At 56.5% G+C, this 15,710-nt stretch carries 14 protein-coding genes, 1 pseudogene and 1 other annotated feature; of the genes and pseudogenes, 8 read left to right on the top strand and 7 right to left on the bottom strand.

Features of this window, described 5'->3' with window-relative positions; genetic code table 11:
• Positions 1–1,206 (bottom strand): efflux RND transporter periplasmic adaptor subunit (locus QZ725_RS00610; protein ID WP_293775532.1); only part of this gene is annotated, 1,206 nt, incomplete at its 3' end.
• A 248-nt stretch (positions 1,207–1,454) separates the two neighbouring features.
• Here QZ725_RS00610 and QZ725_RS00605 point away from each other — a divergent pair.
• Positions 1,455–2,096 (top strand): TetR family transcriptional regulator, encoded by a 642-nt coding sequence (locus QZ725_RS00605; RefSeq protein WP_293775531.1) that lies wholly within the window; start codon positions 1,455–1,457, stop codon positions 2,094–2,096.
• Positions 2,097–2,194: 98 nt separating this feature from the next.
• On the opposite strand, the gene QZ725_RS00600 is transcribed toward QZ725_RS00605, so the two are convergent.
• The 3 genes from QZ725_RS00600 to QZ725_RS00590 are packed head-to-tail and all read right to left on the bottom strand — an operon-like array spanning position 2,195 to position 4,555.
• Positions 2,195–3,508 carry a TolC family outer membrane protein gene (locus tag QZ725_RS00600; RefSeq protein ID WP_293775530.1) on the bottom strand — a complete coding sequence of 438 codons (1,314 nt, stop codon included), beginning with the start codon at positions 3,506–3,508 and terminating at the stop codon, positions 2,195–2,197.
• A gap of 26 nt (positions 3,509–3,534) precedes the next feature.
• The gene (locus QZ725_RS00595; protein WP_293775529.1) at positions 3,535–3,858 is read right to left on the bottom strand and encodes a rhodanese-like domain-containing protein; all 324 of its coding nucleotides are present in this window, start codon (positions 3,856–3,858) and stop codon (positions 3,535–3,537) included.
• A 31-nt stretch (positions 3,859–3,889) separates the two neighbouring features.
• Positions 3,890–4,555, bottom strand: coding sequence for a protein-L-isoaspartate O-methyltransferase (locus QZ725_RS00590; protein ID WP_293775528.1), 666 nt, complete (start codon positions 4,553–4,555; stop codon positions 3,890–3,892).
• Between the two features lie 246 nt (positions 4,556–4,801).
• Between QZ725_RS00590 and QZ725_RS00585 the strand changes: the two genes are divergently transcribed.
• The 3 genes from QZ725_RS00585 (at position 4,802) to QZ725_RS00575 (ending at position 8,995) form a co-directional block, all read left to right on the top strand.
• The gene (locus tag QZ725_RS00585; protein WP_293775527.1) at positions 4,802–5,065 is read left to right on the top strand and encodes a YkgJ family cysteine cluster protein; all 264 of its coding nucleotides are present in this window, start codon (positions 4,802–4,804) and stop codon (positions 5,063–5,065) included.
• Positions 5,062–6,894 carry a DNA helicase RecQ gene (gene recQ, locus QZ725_RS00580; protein WP_293775525.1) on the top strand — a complete coding sequence of 611 codons (1,833 nt, stop codon included), beginning with the start codon at positions 5,062–5,064 and terminating at the stop codon, positions 6,892–6,894. Before QZ725_RS00585 ends, recQ begins: the two co-directional genes overlap by 4 nt.
• Before the next feature lie 473 nt (positions 6,895–7,367).
• Positions 7,368–7,420, top strand: a sequence feature (sul1 is cis-regulatory element that is thought to sense ions involved in sulfur or methionine metabolism; They are found in Alphaproteobacteria).
• 90 nt (positions 7,421–7,510) lie between these two features.
• Entirely contained in the window at positions 7,511–8,995 is a 1,485-nt protein-coding gene (locus QZ725_RS00575) for a SulP family inorganic anion transporter (RefSeq protein WP_293775523.1), read from the top strand.
• Between the two features lie 35 nt (positions 8,996–9,030).
• On the opposite strand, the gene trmB is transcribed toward QZ725_RS00575, so the two are convergent.
• Positions 9,031–9,744 (bottom strand): tRNA (guanosine(46)-N7)-methyltransferase TrmB, encoded by a 714-nt coding sequence (gene trmB / locus QZ725_RS00570; protein ID WP_293775521.1) that lies wholly within the window; start codon positions 9,742–9,744, stop codon positions 9,031–9,033.
• Positions 9,745–9,892: 148 nt separating this feature from the next.
• Between trmB and QZ725_RS00565 the strand changes: the two genes are divergently transcribed.
• Together QZ725_RS00565 and QZ725_RS00560 are read left to right on the top strand one after the other, a co-directional pair.
• Positions 9,893–10,666: a hypothetical protein gene (locus QZ725_RS00565; protein WP_293775520.1), complete on the top strand. Its 774-nt coding sequence runs from the start codon at positions 9,893–9,895 to the stop codon at positions 10,664–10,666.
• Positions 10,667–10,834: 168 nt separating this feature from the next.
• Positions 10,835–11,260 (top strand): organic hydroperoxide resistance protein, encoded by a 426-nt coding sequence (locus tag QZ725_RS00560; protein ID WP_293775519.1) that lies wholly within the window; start codon positions 10,835–10,837, stop codon positions 11,258–11,260.
• 134 nt (positions 11,261–11,394) lie between these two features.
• Here QZ725_RS00560 and bluB read toward each other — a convergent pair whose 3' ends face one another.
• Together bluB and QZ725_RS00550 are read right to left on the bottom strand one after the other, a co-directional pair.
• The gene (bluB, locus tag QZ725_RS00555) at positions 11,395–12,042 is read right to left on the bottom strand and encodes a 5,6-dimethylbenzimidazole synthase (RefSeq protein WP_293775517.1); all 648 of its coding nucleotides are present in this window, start codon (positions 12,040–12,042) and stop codon (positions 11,395–11,397) included.
• Positions 12,043–12,172: 130 nt separating this feature from the next.
• The gene (locus QZ725_RS00550; RefSeq protein ID WP_293775515.1) at positions 12,173–13,723 is read right to left on the bottom strand and encodes an alpha-amylase family glycosyl hydrolase; all 1,551 of its coding nucleotides are present in this window, start codon (positions 13,721–13,723) and stop codon (positions 12,173–12,175) included.
• Positions 13,724–14,105: 382 nt separating this feature from the next.
• Here QZ725_RS00550 and QZ725_RS00545 point away from each other — a divergent pair, with 382 nt between their 5' ends.
• Together QZ725_RS00545 and QZ725_RS00540 are read left to right on the top strand one after the other, a co-directional pair.
• Positions 14,106–15,338, top strand: coding sequence for a putative DNA modification/repair radical SAM protein (locus QZ725_RS00545; protein ID WP_293775513.1), 1,233 nt, complete (start codon positions 14,106–14,108; stop codon positions 15,336–15,338).
• Positions 15,335–15,710 (top strand): annotated as a pseudogene (locus tag QZ725_RS00540) (uracil-DNA glycosylase); the annotation flags it as partial. The gene QZ725_RS00545 and the pseudogene QZ725_RS00540, both read left to right, overlap by 4 nt.

The raw sequence follows: 15,710 nt of genomic DNA, 5'->3' as shown, positions 1-15,710 counted from the left end.
TGGGGCAGCAGGGGCTGCGGCGCCCGATGCCGCAGCATCCGGCGCATTGACTGCGCCATTTGCTGCTGCCGCTTTCTTCCACGGCACTGGTTTCACGGTTGCACCCGGCTGCACTTTCTGCAGGCCTTCCACAATCACGCGTTCACCGGACTTGAGACCGCTTTCAATGACCCAATTATTGTTGTTCGACGAACCGGTCTTGATTGGACGCGAAGTCACCTTGTTGTCTTCACCCACGACCATGACGGCCGAGCCGCCCGGCGTTTGCGTCACTGCCTGTTGCGGTACCGTGATGGCGGACTCGTTGACGGCCTGTTCGACGCGTGCACGTACGTACATGCCTGGCAGCAGCGTACGTTCAGGATTCGGGAATTCCGCACGCAGCGTGACAGCCCCCGATGTCTGATCGACCGTCAAATCCGAAAACAGCAGTTTGCCGGCACGCGGATATTCACGACCGTCTTCCGTGATCAGCGTCACGTTGACCTGACCTTTACCCGCGCTCTTGAGCTTGCCATCGGCCATCGCGCGTTGCAGGTTAAGCATGTCGGTGCTCGATTGCGTCAAATTTACATAGATCGGATCGATCTGTTGCACGACAGCCAGTGGCGTGGCTTCGTTCTGGCCGACGAGTGCACCTTCAGTTACCAATGCACGACCAATGCGACCGGAAATCGGCGATGTTACGTTTGCATAGCTCAAGGACAGGCGTGCAGTTTCGCGAGCCGCCTTGGCCGAAGCCAGATCGGCATTGGCCTGTTTTTCGGCCGCGATCACGTCGTCGTATTCCTGTTTGCTGATGGCATTGGTTTCGACCAACGGCGCGTAACGCTTGGCCTTTAATTGGGTTTGCAGCAGCGTTGCTTCGGCGCGCGAGACTGCGGCGTCGGCGCTGTTGTAATTTGCTTGTAGTGGGGCAGGGTCGATCTGGTAGAGCAGCTCGCCTGCCTTGACATCTGCACCTTCGCGGAAATTACGTTTGAGGACGATACCCGGAACGCGTGCGCGGACCTCCGCAATACGTGTCGCTTCCATTCGGCCCGGCAATTCATTGGTGACTGCTAATGGCGCTGCACTGACGGTCACGATGGAGACCTCGGCAGGAGGAGGTGCGGCAGGTGCTTCGGACTTTTTGCCACAGGCGGCAAGGGCATAGATCAGGAAGAGACTAGCGCTGATGCGCGTCAAACGGGGAAGTGAACTCATATACATCTCGCACAATAGGTGAAAGCGCTGCCGAAGAATCCGACAGATCCATAAAGAAAACGGGTGATGCTTTTAGAGAAGCAAACAACGAGCACGGGCTGCTGCGGCTTGTGCTTTTTTGCCGAACTGCTGCAAGGTACGGTATTATACATACATTCGCGAATGTATGTATTTGATGCAACTGTTGATAAGGAAACACCTCAGCATAGCGAAAATACAAAAAATATGTGACAGGAGATTGAATCCAGATGGCTCGTGCAACCAAGGAAGAAGCATTGGAAACCCGCAACCGCATCGTCGATGCGGCGGAGGAGGTCTTCTATACACGCGGCCTGGCGCAGACCTCTCTGGCGGATGTGGCGGTTGCCGCCAATGTCACGCGTGGTGCGATCTATTGGCATTTCAAGAACAAGGCAGATCTTTTCGAAGCGATGTCGGAGCGCGTGCGCTTGCCGATGGAAGCACTGATGGGTGCCTCGTCGGAAGAATATGCTGTCGATCCACTAGGCCATTTGCGTAATACCTGGCTGCATCTGTTGCAGGATGCAGCGACCAATGAACGTTCGCGTCGTGTGCTCGATATCCTTTTTCTGAAATGTGAATTGGTTGATCGTGACGATCCGATCTGGATTCGGCAGCAGGATTGCTATCGTCGCGGCCTGGAAAACATGGAGCGCATTCTCAACGACGCGGTGGCACGCAAACAGTTGCCTGCCAATCTCGATGTGCGGCTGGCCGCACTGACACTGCATGGTCAGGTCATCGGCTTGCTGATGAACTGGCTTTTTTCCCCGACTACATTCGATCTTGCCAGCGTGGCAGGGCCGGTGATTGATACCTGCCTCGACAGTTTGCGTTATTCGCCGTCGCAAAGACGGGCGAATGGCTGAGGCAGGTTGACGTCTTCGGGATTTTTACGACGTGCTTCCTATATGTCGTCATGACGTCAAAGTCGCATCGTGCCGATGATAATGCCCGTGCGCCATGCTTACGACGATGGCGTGGCAGGTGGCGTCAACAATGTGTTGATGCGAATCAGATCATCTTCCTGCAGCGTGCCTGCTGCCGATTTCAGTCGCAATGAATTGATGAGCGTGTCGTAACGTGCCTTTGCCAGATCACGTTGGGTGGCATACAACTGCTGTTGCGCATTGAGCACATCGATATTGATGCGTACCCCGACACGATAGCCGAGACGATTGGACTCCAGTGCCGAACGGCTGGAGACTTCCGCCGCTTCCAGTGCCTTGACTTGTGCAAGTCCACTCGTGACACCATAAAACGCTTGCCGCGCGGCCTGCGCTGCGACGCGACGTGCGGCTTCGAGATCGGCGCGGGCCTTGTCTTCCAGCGCGATCGCTTCACGCACGCGGCTGGTGACGGCAAAGCCGCTGTATAGCGGAATTTGCCATTGCACTCCAACGGAATTCGTCTGGCCAGCGCCGGTTTGCGACAGCACATTGGTGCGTTGCGTGGTGTCGCTGCGACTGGCAACCAGATCGACTGTCGGGTAATGGCCTGCGCGATTGCGTGTGATCTGGCGCTGCGCGATTTCGAGTGCGAGTTGGCGATTGATGACGTCGGTGTTCTGCTGTTCCGCGGTACTGACCCACGGTGCCATCTGTGCCGGTTGCGGATTTTGCAATTGCGCATCCTTGCGCAGGATGGACAGCGGTAAGGTGGGCTTGCCGGTCAGTTGCGCGAGTGCTTCGCGCTTGATGTTCAGATCGGCTTCGGCAGCCAGTTCTTGTGCAACGATCAAATCGTAGCGCGCTTGCGCTTCATGCGTATCGGTAATGGTGGCGGTGCCAACGTCGAAATTGCGCTTTGCTGACGCCAGTTGTTCCTCGATGGCGGCCTTTTGCGCGTGCAAGGATGCCAGCGTGTCTTGCGCCGCCAGAACGTCGAAATAAGCTTGTGATACGCGCAAGATCAAATCCTGCCCGGCAAAGGCAAAGACGGCCTCGGTGGCAGCGACTTGCAGCTTGCTTTGTTCGTAGGTTTGCCACGCAGCGACATCCACCAGTGGCTGTGTCAAGGAAAGCGTGTAACCACGCAAGTTGTAATCGGAGGCATTTTCGCGGCGGACGCGCTGGTTGTTGCCGCTCAGTCCAATCAGCGGCAACAGATTGGCGCGACCCTGTACCGAGGCTTCGCGGCCGGCTGCCAGTTGCGCGCGGGCGCTGGCATAAGTGGCGTCATGCGTCAGGGCATCGCGATAGGCTTGCAGCAGATCAACGGCCAACGCTGGCAGCGAAGCCGTCAGGCCGATCAACAGGAGCGGAAGCCGGAAAAAACGCATGGCTCTTCCGTCAGAATGTGCGCGGTTCAGTAGGTTGGCATGGCAGGATCGACCTGCTGTGCCCAGGCGTGAATGCCACCTGTCAGATTGATGACTTGTCCAAAGCCGTTGGCTTCGAGGAAGTGCGCCACACGCAGGCTGCGCATGCCGTGATGGCAGATGCAGACGATGGGCTGGTTGCGATCAAGCTGTTCGAGCTGGGAGGGAATGGTGTTCATGGGAATCGAGACCGCGCCTTCGATATGGCAGGTCTGGAATTCCCATGGTTCGCGAACGTCCAGCAACACCGGCTTGTCAGTCGACGATTCGGCAAGCAGATTGGCGACTTCCGGTGCGGTGAGCTGTTGCATCAACGATCTTTCCTGAAACGTAGTCGTGAGTTCAGAACTTGAACTGCGACGGTACCGGTGCATTGTGCAGCGGCTTGATGAGGGTTTCGAACACGCCGACAGTGGTGTAGTTCACGTCGGAAGTACGCGTGATCAATTGTGCCGTCATTGCCGGAGCGGTACCGACCACGACAAACATGCGGCCGCCGACTTTCAATTGCGCCAGCAGACCTTCCGGAACGAATGGCAGCGAACCCGACACCACGATCACGTCGTAGGGCGCGTGCGGCTGCACCAAACCTTTGTAGCCTTGGGCCGCATCGCCTTCGACGACTTCGACGTTGGTCACGCCATAGTCGGCCAGATTCTTTTCGGCCAAGACTTTCAGTTCTGGAATGATTTCCACGGTCGTCACATGACGTGCCTTGTGCGCCAGCAAGGCGGCCATGTAGCCGGAACCGGCGCCGATTTCCAGCACGTTTTCGTGTTTCTGCACGGCCACGGCCTGCATTATGCGCGCTTCGACGCGTGGAGCCAGCATGTTTTCGCCGCCAGGCAGCGGGATTTCGCTATCGGCAAAAGCCAGGGAACGATAGGCAAGCGGTACGAACGCTTCGCGTTTGACGACGACGAGGAGTTCCAGTACGTCCGTATCCAGCACATCCCAAGGGCGGATTTGCTGTTCGATCATGTTGAAACGGGCTTGTTCGATATTCATGGCAATGGCTAGGTAACGAAAAAGGAAAACCGGCATTTTATCAAAGGATGCGTGCCGGATCGCAACGACTTGGGATGTGCTTCGGTTGAATTTGCAAAAAAACGCCAGCAATGCCGTGGAAAGTATGCCGCCGCAATGCGCTGCTGCCGGTAAAATGGCGACCATGTTGTCTTTCGTCCCGCCTGTGCCGTCATCGCCCGATTGTCTCCTGGAGGCATGGCACGCTGAAAAATTGGCAGAGTTGCAATGAGTGAGCTCGCCTGCCGCCCCGACTGTGGAGCCTGCTGCACCGCGCCTTCGATTTCTTCACCGATTCCCGGTATGCCGCACGGCAAGCCTGCCGGCGTGCGTTGCGTGCAACTCGATGACGCAAACCGCTGCCGCATTTTCGGTCGGGCAGAGCGGCCATCTGTCTGTAGCAGTCTCCAGCCCGAGCCTGAAATGTGCGGCAGTACGCGCGCGCATGCGATGACCTTCCTGATGCAGCTGGAAAGGCTGACCGCGGCATGAACACGCGTGACGATCTCGGTGCACGAGCGTTGCACATCCTTGAATCGGTCTTCGGCTATGGCTCGTTTCGTGGCGAACAGGCTGCTATTGTCGATGCGGTTGCGCGCGGTGGCGATGCACTGGTGCTGATGCCGACCGGCGGTGGCAAATCGTTGTGCTACCAGATTCCGTCTCTATTGCGCGATGGTGTTGGCATTGTCGTTTCCCCCTTGATCGCCTTGATGCAGGATCAGGTCGATGCGCTGGCAGAAGTCGGCGTGCGCGCCGCATTCCTCAATTCGACCCAGACTTTCGAGGAATCCGTACGCATCGAACGTCGCCTTCGCAGCGGCGATCTCGATCTGTTGTACGTGGCACCCGAGCGACTCATGACGCAACGCTGTCTGGAAATGCTCGACGGCGTGCATGACAGTGTCGGCATTGCGCTGTTCGCCATCGATGAGGCGCATTGCGTGTCGCAATGGGGGCATGATTTCCGGCCCGAATATATTCGGCTATCGGTGTTGCATGAGCGCTTTCCACTTGTGCCGCGCATCGCCCTGACAGCGACGGCCGATCATCAGACGCGTGCCGAAATTGCGCATCGCCTGCAACTGGAAGAGGCGCATCAATTCGTTTCTTCTTTCGACCGTCCCAACATTCGCTATCAGATTGTCGAAAAAGCCAATGGCCGCAAGCAACTGCTCGATTTCATCGAAGCCGAGCACGCGGGCGACGCCGGTATCGTCTATTGCCTGTCGCGCAAGAAGGTCGAGGAAACGGCCGATTTCCTCAATGAAAACGGTATATCCGCGCTGCCGTATCACGCCGGCATGGAAACCGCGATGCGTAGTGCCAACCAGTCACGTTTCTTGCGTGAAGACGGCATCGTGATGGTGGCGACGATTGCATTCGGTATGGGTATCGACAAGCCCGATGTGCGTTTTGTGGCGCATCTCGATCTGCCGAAAAGCATTGAAGGTTATTACCAGGAAACCGGCCGTGCTGGCCGCGATGGCTTGCCTGCCAATGCATGGATGGCCTACGGTTTGCAGGACGTGGTGCAGCAGCGCCGCATGATCGATGAATCCGAAGCAGACGAAACCTTCAAGCGCGTGCAGAGCATCAAGCTGGATGCGATGCTCGGTCTGTGCGAAACGCTGCACTGCCGTCGCGTGCGTTTGCTCGATTATTTCGGCCAGGCATCCCAACCGTGCGGTAATTGCGATACCTGCCTGCAGCCACCGCGTTCCTTCGATGCGACGGTCGCCGTGCAAAAGCTGCTATCGACCATCTATCGTGTCGATCAGCGCTTCGGTGCCATGCATGTGCTGGATGTGTTGCGCGGTGCCGATTCGGAAAAAATCCGCCAGTGGGCGCACGACAAACTCTCGACCTTCGGCATCGGTGCCGACCGCAGCGAAGCCGAATGGCGTGCCATTCTGCGGCAATCGATTGCGTTGGGTTTGATCGATGTCGATCATGAGTCCTATGGCGCACTCAAGCTGACTGACGCTGCACGCCCTGTACTCAAGGGGCAGCAAAGCGTGCAATTGCGTACTTATGAAAAACCGGTGAAGTCGCGCCGTATCGGCAAGCCGAAACCCTATGTGGAAACCGAGCTGACGAGCGAAGAGCAGGCACTGTTCGAAAAGCTGCGCTGGTGGCGTATGGAAACGGCGCGCAAGCACAACGTGCCGGCCTACGTGGTATTTCAGGATGCGACGATGCGCGAGATTGCCAAGATACAGCCGACTTCGCTCGATGCCTTGCGCAGTGTCAGCGGGGTCGGCGAGAAGAAGCTGGAAAGTTATGGCGAAGCGATTGTGGCGTTGATCGCAGAACAGTGATTCACTGATCGCCAACCTGCGTCCTGTCTGATCGAACAGTCAGCAGGCAACGAAGGGAGCGCGCATTGCTCTGCTATCGGCAATGGCCATGTCAAATTCATTGCGACGGAAAGGACGTGGGAGTTGGGGCGGTGGCGGTTCGTCAAGGCAGGCATCGGTTACTCTTTCTAATACCTGCAGCGTTACGTGATACTGCGAAAAGCACCTCGGGTATTTTTTTGCGAAGATGCGTCTTTGTCGCATGACAAGGCGAGGACGGATCGGTTTGCTCCTGTCGCTTGATGTGCCGCGTAGCCTGAATGGGGTGAGGTAGAAGAGGCTGTAACGCGAAAGCGAAACGCTTACCGAGATCAGCTCGGTCGCTTGTCCAGTTTCAGTGCGTTCTGCAGCGGTGGTGTCTTGCGTGTACAATCCAGCCCACGTCATCTTTACGATGACTTGCGTGCGATCAGGTCTGGTCACACCTTTCAATAAGCGGACCCGGCTTGCCGGGTGGCTCGGCCGGGCGCCTATCCCTCGGAAACTTCCAAGCGCATCTTCCCCTCGTTCCGAGGCCAGTATCTTCTATTGCCAGTTGATTGGTGCATAGAGGCGCTTGTCAGTCGATTGTTCATCCATGTTCCATTTTTCCCAATTTCGCCGCGAATGGTTGGTTAGCCCGCGTGCGGACATCCTTTCAGGTATTGTCGTTGCCCTTGCCCTGATTCCAGAAGCAATCGGTTTTTCCATTATCGCTGGCATCGATCCTCGTGTCGGCTTGTATGCCTCCTTTTCGATTGCCGTCATCATTGCCTTTGCTGGCGGCCGACCCGGCATGATTTCTGCCGCTACGGCGGCCATCGCGGTCATTGTCGTCCCGCTCGTGCGCGAGCATGGGGTGGAATACCTGTTCGCTGCATCCATCCTCATGGGTATCTTGCAGATCGCTGCCGGCTATTTGCGGCTCGATTTGTTGATGCAATATGTCTCGAAGTCGGTCGTGACCGGTTTTGTGAATGCCCTCGCCATCCTTATTTTCATGGCGCAATTACCTCAGTTGACCAATGTCACCTGGATTGCCTATGTGATGGTAGCCGGCGGTCTGGCGATCATCTATCTGCTGCCGCGTATTACCAAGGCGATCCCGTCGCCACTGGTTGCCATTATTGTGCTGACCGCGATCTCGATCTGCGGCGGGCTGGAAGTGCATACAGTCGGTGACATGGGGCAGTTGCCATCGAGTTGGCCGGTGTTCCTGATTCCGGACGTGCCGTTTACATTGGAAACGCTGCTGATCATCTTGCCGTACTCGCTGGCTATGGCGGCGGTCGGCTTGCTGGAGTCCTTGATGACGGCGCAGATTGTCGATGAGCTGACTGATACGCCAAGTGATAAGCGGCGTGAGTGCAAGGGTCAGGGCATTGCCAACTTCGTCACGGGATTTCTGGGGGGAATGGGAGGTTGCGCCATGATCGGGCAGTCTGTCATCAACGTGAAATCCGGTGGTCAAACGCGTTTGTCGGCGTTTGTCGCTGGTGCCTTACTACTATTCCTGATCGTGGTACTGGGCCCGCTGGTCGCACGCATTCCCATGCCGGCATTGGTGGCTGTCATGATCATGGTGTCGATCGGTACCTTCAGTTGGCGATCGATCGTTAATCTGCGTGTGCATCCGTGGCAGGCCTCGGTCGTCATGCTATCAACCGTCGCAACGGTTGTCTCGACGCACAATCTTGCTCTTGGCGTACTTGTGGGTGTGGTGCTGAGCGGGTTGTTCTTCGCCGGCAAAATACGCAAGCTGTTAGGCGTGACGTCTGCGTTGTCTGATGACGGACAGACCCGTATCTACCTTTACGAAGGACAAGTCTTTTTTGCGTCGGCAGAACGCTTTGCCGAAGGGATGAATTTCAGGGAAGAGGTTCCACGCGTGGTGATTGACGTTTCCGCCGCGCATTTCTGGGATCTGTCTGCTGTCGATGCGCTGGATAAAGTCGTCATCAAACTGCGTCGTACTGGCCATGACGTAGAAGTCTTCGGGCTGAATGCGGCGAGCGCCACGCTAGTGGGCCGGTTTGCCGTCCACGACAAGCCGGGTGCCGACGTGTCACTGAGCGGACATTGATCCGACAGCAGAAACGATGCGCCGTGTTCAGCGGCTCATTTTCTTTCGAACACCAGATCCCACACGCCGTGACCGAGTTTCAGTCCGCGGTTCTCGAATTTGGTCACAGGGCGATAGTCGGGCCTTGGCGCATAACCCTCTGCCGTATTTTTCAGCGTCGGTTCTGCGCGCAGCACTTCCAGCATTTGCTCCGCATATTCCTGCCAGTCGGTGGCGCAATGGATGTAGCCGCCTGCTTTCAGTTTCGATGAAAGCAAGGCCACCATCGGTCCCTGGATCAGGCGACGCTTGTTGTGCCGTGCCTTGTGCCAAGGATCGGGGAAGAAAACGTGCACGCCATCAAGCGAACCATCGGGAATCATGTGCGTCAATACTTCGAAGGCATCATGCTGGATCACGCGTTGATTCTGTAGGCTGCCTTCGCTAATCAGTTTCAGCAGGTTGCCTACGCCCGGCGTATGTACTTCCACGCCGATGAAATTCTTTTCCGGCATGCCGTTAGCGATCTTCGCCGTGGTTTCGCCCATGCCGAAACCGATTTCGAAAATGGTCGGTGCACTACGGCCAAATGCCTGATCGATATCCAGCGGCTTTTTTTCATACGGAATGAAAAATTGCGGACCGAATTCTTCGATGGCCCGCGCCTGCGCATTGGACAGGCGGCCCGCCCGCGTAACGAAGCTGCGTATGCGGTGTTCGGTTGGATCGTAGAAGAGCGGTTTTTTGTCGTCGTTGGTGAAGTCGGTCATGCTGAAATCGTTGTTGGTGAAGCTGGAATGCGGCCTGGAATGTGGTCAAGGGTCGCGGCGGGCGTATTGTACCGCCGCGGGTGAGCGCATGCGAGCAGATGCGCATCGGACTGCGTTACCATGCAGCGATAACTACAAAGGAGCGGAGATGAAATATCTGGCTTTGCTGCTGGCCTGCATGGCATTGGCAGCTTGTAAAAACGAGGTCAACAAGCCGGCGCAACCTGTCAGCAAGGTGGCCAATACTTCCCAGCAACCGGAACCCTTTGCGTTGCAGGCGTTCGATGCATTCGTGGCGGCTTGTCCGGTACTGGCGCGCAGCGAAGCGGAGGTGTCCGATTGGAAATTCGCAGCGTCGGCACTGTCGCGTATCGAGCGCGATTTCGGCTGGAGCCGGGCGTTCGATCTGTCCTTTCGCGTCGTGCCGCAACCCCGTGAACAAGCCTTGCATGAGGCTGCCGGAAACACGTGCACCTTCACCCTTGGAGGTGGCGACCAGCCGGGTTACTTTGCCGAGCGCGATCATTGCGCAAAAATCTGCGGTATCGCGACACATAGCAAGTTGGCCCCCGTTCCTGCAATGGCATTTCTGGATGAGCCGGATTCGCCCGGTTACAAGGCACGGCGACACGGGCTCGATCTCGATTTGCAGGTGCGTGTGAAGTCTGTCAAAAGCAAGGCGATGGATAATGACTACCAGGCCCAACGCGCGCTTGCCGCGATCTATGCCAATGAATCGTATGACAGGGAAGATCGCATCCAGGGCTGTGCATGGCGCATGGTCATCGTGAACAATCATGCGGTCGTGGAGCCGAGTGACAATGCCAATCTGACGGATGATTGTGCCGGTCTGTCGCCGCACGAGAAAGATGCGGCTGCCAAGGTGGCGCTTGCCTTATCGAAAGAAATACGGCGAGATTAAGGCGAGAACCAAGCGTAGGGTCGCATGGTCGTAGTCGTTTCATGCAATGGCAATCCAAGCCTGCTGATATCCAGAATCGTGGGTAAGATTCTCATGGTTTGTATGTAGCCCCGACGACGAAATGAATCGGGTTCGATAGCGAGTTTTGTTTAACAAGGAGAAAACATCATGGCAATTGAGAAAGTGTTGTACCGCGCTCAGGCAAGCGCTACCGGTGGTCGTGACGGTCGTGCAGTTTCATCGGATGGTGTACTTGATGTCGCCTTGACGACGCCGAAGGAACTAGGCGGTGGTGGTGGCGCGGGTACCAATCCCGAGCAACTGTTCGCTGCCGGTTATTCGGCCTGCTTTTTGGGGGCAATGAAGTTCGTCGCTGCCAAGGAAAAGATCGCCATTCCCAAAGATGTATCGGTGCAAGGCAATGTCGGCATCGGTCCGATTCCGACGGGTTTCGGTATAGAAGTTGAACTCAAGATTTCCTTGCCTGGGTTGGATCGCGAACAAGCGCAGGCATTAGTGGACAAGGCGCACATCGTGTGTCCGTATTCGAATGCAACGCGCAGCAATATCGATGTGACGCTGACGATTGTCTGATAACGTCTTGATGGTCATCAGCCCTGCGCTTCGGAAGAAAGACGCAGGGCTTTTTCATGTTTGTGCAACAAACTAGAGGTTTGCGTTTCTTCATGTGCAACAGTGAAGAAACCGAAATGGCCAATCAATAATGTTCAGTCGATCGGCCAAGTATTTTCACTGTAGATGGTGCGTAGGGATTTACGTCTGTCCCAGCCTTCCTGCTCCAGCATCGGGGCAGGATAAAACGTATCGACATGGCCGATACAAAGTACGGCAATCGGCTGACTGCCTTCTGGCATGGCACACATGCTGCGCAACACATCGGGATCGAACAACGACACCCACCCCATACCGAGTCCTTCGGCGCGTGCTGCCAGCCACATGTTCTGAATCGCGCATGAGGCCGATGCGAGATCCATTTCCGGCATCGTGCGACGGCCAAAAACGTAGCGCTCACGTTGATTCGTCAATGCCACGATCAGTACTTCGGCGCACGCAAGAATGCCTTCGACCTTGATACGCATGAATTCACTGGCACGTTCTCCCAATGCACGCGCCGTGGCGATTCGTTCCTCTTCCACATGTTTCTGGATCGTCTTGCGTAACGCTGAATCCGTGATGCGGATAAAGCGCCATGGCTGCATGTAACCTACACTTGGCGCCATATGGGCGGCTTCGACCAGACGATCCAACTGTCCTTCCGCGAGAGGAGTTGTGAGAAAGTGTCGCATGTCACGGCGTTCTCGCATGGCCTTGTAGACAGCTTGGATTTCATCGTCGGAAAAGCGATGTGGGTTCATGGTTGCAAGGCGGATTGAATGAGGCGGAATATTCTTGCCAGAATTAATTGCAGTTTTGTCGTGATCAGTTTGCAAGAACAGAGACGGACATGTGTTTCAGCACATGTCCGTTTTTGTATGGAAGCATATGTCAGATTGTCACCAAGCAGAATCCACTCACACCCAGCGTCACGCTACCTTCATTCAACGTCACGTGCTGTCCAAATAGCAGGTTCTCGTATTGGCAGGGGATGAAGTGCTGGATCACGTCCATGTTGAACAGGCACAGCAGGCGTTGTGCATCGCAGTGGCGTTCAAAGGCAAGTACGGCGTGCGGGGCATCGATGAGTGCGATGCGTGCGGTTCTGTGCAGTGCCGGGTTGGCACGACGTACGGCGATCATCTGACGATAGAAGTTGAGGACCGAATGCGGATCGGCTTCCTGCGCGGCGACGTTCAATGCGCGATGTTCATCGGTGACGGGGAGCCAGGGTTCGGCGACGCTGAAGCCGCCGTGCGAACCACCGGTCCATGGCATCGGCGTGCGGCAGCCATCGCGGCCCTTGAACTTGGGCCAGAACGATTTGCCGAACGGGTCCTGAATGCGTTCGAACGGCACGTCGGCTTGCGGCAGGCCGAGTTCTTCGCCTTGGTACATGCAGATGTCACCGCGCATGGCAAACAGCAGGGCCAGCATTTCCTTGGCGGTTTCGGCGCGGTCGCGGCCATTTTGCCAACGCGTGGCAACGCGGGGCTTATCGTGATTGCTGAGGGCGTAGCAGGGCGCGTTGGGAAAGGGAATATTGGTTTCGAGTTCCGTAATCACATCGCGCACACGCTGCGCACTGCTGTCCGGCTGCATAAGCGAGAAACTGTAGGCGGAGTGCAGGCGCCCTGGCTCGGTATATTGCCCCATGAGTTTGATCGCATCGTGGCCGCCAACTTCGGCGAGGCTGAAGGCATCGTATTCGTCGAGCAGGGTGCGAATGCGTTCAAGGAACGGCAACATTTCAGGCTGCGCTTGATCGTAGACGTGGACCTGAAAGCCATAGGGATGCAGCGCCGCACTGACATCGGCACGCGGCGGATTATTGCGCAGCTGCAAATCCTGAAAGACGTGGTTGCAGGCATCGAAGCGAAAACCGGCAACGCCGAGATCGAGCCAATAGCGCATGTCGGCCAGCACCTGATTCTGCACATCGGGATTGTGCATGTTGAGATCGGGCTGGCTGGCGAAGAACGAGTGGAAATAGTACTGCCGCCGCTCGGCATCCCAGCGCCATGCGGGACCGCCGAAGACCGATACCCAGTTGTTGGGCGGACTGCCGTCGGGTTGCGGACTGACCCACAGATACCAGTTCGATTTGCCATTCTTGCCGAGTCTGCTGTCCTTGAACCACGGATGTTCTTCCGAGGTGTGCGAGATCACCATGTCGACGATGATGCCGATGCCGCGTTTTTTGGCAGCGGCCAGCAGGCTTTTGAAATCGTCCATGTTGCCGAAGATCGGATCGACATCGCGGTAATCGGAAACGTCGTAGCCAAAATCGACCATTGGCGATTTGAAGAAGGGGCTGATCCAGATCGCATCGACATCCAGGCTTTTGATGTAGTCGAGCTTTTGCTCGATGCCGGCCAGATCGCCGATGCCATCGTTGTTGGAGTCCTGAAAGCTGCGCGGGTAGACCTGATAAATAATCATGCGGCAAACCTCTGAAGAAAACGGGTGAGCCGGTTTGCAGACGCTGGATGCCGGCGCGAGGACGCGTCACAGGCGTGATCAACGATGCAAACCGTCATGGCATGGATGCAATATTCGAACCATGCATGAAGGCTGTGGCAGTAAAAAAGAATGGTGGACGACGTCCATCGTTGCGCGGGACAAGGCCGCGGTGCGCAGATGCGCACGAAGATGGGGCGTAAAGCGGGAATGCGGTCGAAATGAAACGCCATCGTGGATGGAAGGATGAAGGTGCTTGGCATTTTAGCATCGCCAATATTGCATCGTTGGAGCCTGTTCTTTCGTGCATGGGATGCCAGCTTCTTCTACAATGCTGTATTTATATACAGTATTTGGTTGCGACATGGAAACGATCGCCAAACTCGACATTCTGGCTGATGCGGCCAAGTATGATGCCTCGTGTGCCAGCAGTGGTGCACCCAAACGCTCGTCCATCGGCAAGGCGGGTATGGGGGCAACGACGGGTACTGGCATCTGCCACAGCTATACACCCGATGGTCGCTGCATTTCGCTGCTCAAGATTCTTCTGACGAATTTCTGTGTCTACGATTGCCAGTACTGCGTCAACCGCCGCAGCAGCAACGTGCCACGTGCGCGTTTCAGCGTCGAGGAAGTGGTGCGCCTGACCACTGATTTTTACCTGCGCAACTATATCGATGGCCTGTTTCTCAGTTCCGGCATCATCCAGTCGCCGGATTACACGATGGAGCAACTGGTGGCGATCGCGCAGCAATTGCGCGAAGTACATCAATTCCGCGGCTACATTCATCTGAAGACGATTCCCGACGCCGATCCGCGTCTGATCGAACTGGCGGGGCGCTACGCCGATCGGCTCAGCGTCAACATCGAATTGCCGACGGCCGCGAGCGTTGAGCGGCTGGCGCCGGAAAAGAAGGTGCAGACCATCAAGCTGGCGATGGCGTCGATTCGTCGACGACTGGATGAAAAAGCCGAAGAGCCGCGTGCGCCGAAATTTGCACCATCCGGACAAAGCACGCAGATGATCGTCGGCGCCGATGCAACTGACGACAGCACCATTCTGCATACGGCCGAGACACTCTACAGTTCGTATCGCCTCAAGCGCGTGTATTACTCGGCGTTCAGTCCGATTCCGCAAAGCCCGAAGACGGTGCCGTTGAAGCCACCGCCGATGTTGCGCGAGCATCGTTTGTATCAAGCCGATTTTTTGGTCCGCAGCTATGGTTTCGAGGCGGGTGAATTATTGCCGGGCAGCGGCAATCTGGCGCTGGATATTGACCCCAAACTGGCATGGGCACTTTCACATCGCGAGCATTTTCCGATGGACGTCAACCGCGCCGACCGCAGCATGTTGGCGCGGATTCCCGGCATCGGCTTGCGCAATGCCGAGCGCATCGTGCAATTACGCATGTCGCGCCGCGTACGGTATGCCGATCTGGCGCGCATGCGCTGCAGCATGGACAAGCTGAAGCCCTTCATCGTTACGGCCGATTATCGACCAGCGCATGACACGATTTCTTCCGAGAGTTTGCGCCGTCAGATGGCCGAGAAGCCTGCGCAACTGGATTTGTTTCCTGCACTGTCAGGCGACGCATGAATGCCGTGCTGCATAGCGTATCCGTGACGGATTTTGCCTCGTGGCGCGAAACGGCGCGGCAATTGCTCGCGCAACAGATAGCACCGCACGAGGTGCAATGGCAAAGCATACGGCATCTTGGTGCGGGTGATCTTTTCAGCGATGACACGTCTACCATCAATAACTTGACGACGGCAGACACGGCAACAAATGCGCCGGATGTTTTGCGCATGCCGGGCAGCTTGCTGCGCATGCTGCAAACCGCTGCCTGCTATCGTGCGCCCGATCGCTGGGCCTTGCTGTATCGCATCGTGTGGCGTTGGCAGCACGGCGATCGTTCCGCCTTTTCGGCAGCAGATGAAGATGGTCGCCGATTGCACACCATGCTCAAGA

This window comes from uncultured Oxalicibacterium sp., from assembly GCF_913776015.1.
Lineage (GTDB): Bacteria > Pseudomonadota > Gammaproteobacteria > Burkholderiales > Burkholderiaceae_D > Oxalicibacterium.
The sequence above is the reverse complement of the archived record's forward strand: the minus strand, read 5'-3'. Positions and strand labels throughout refer to the sequence as shown.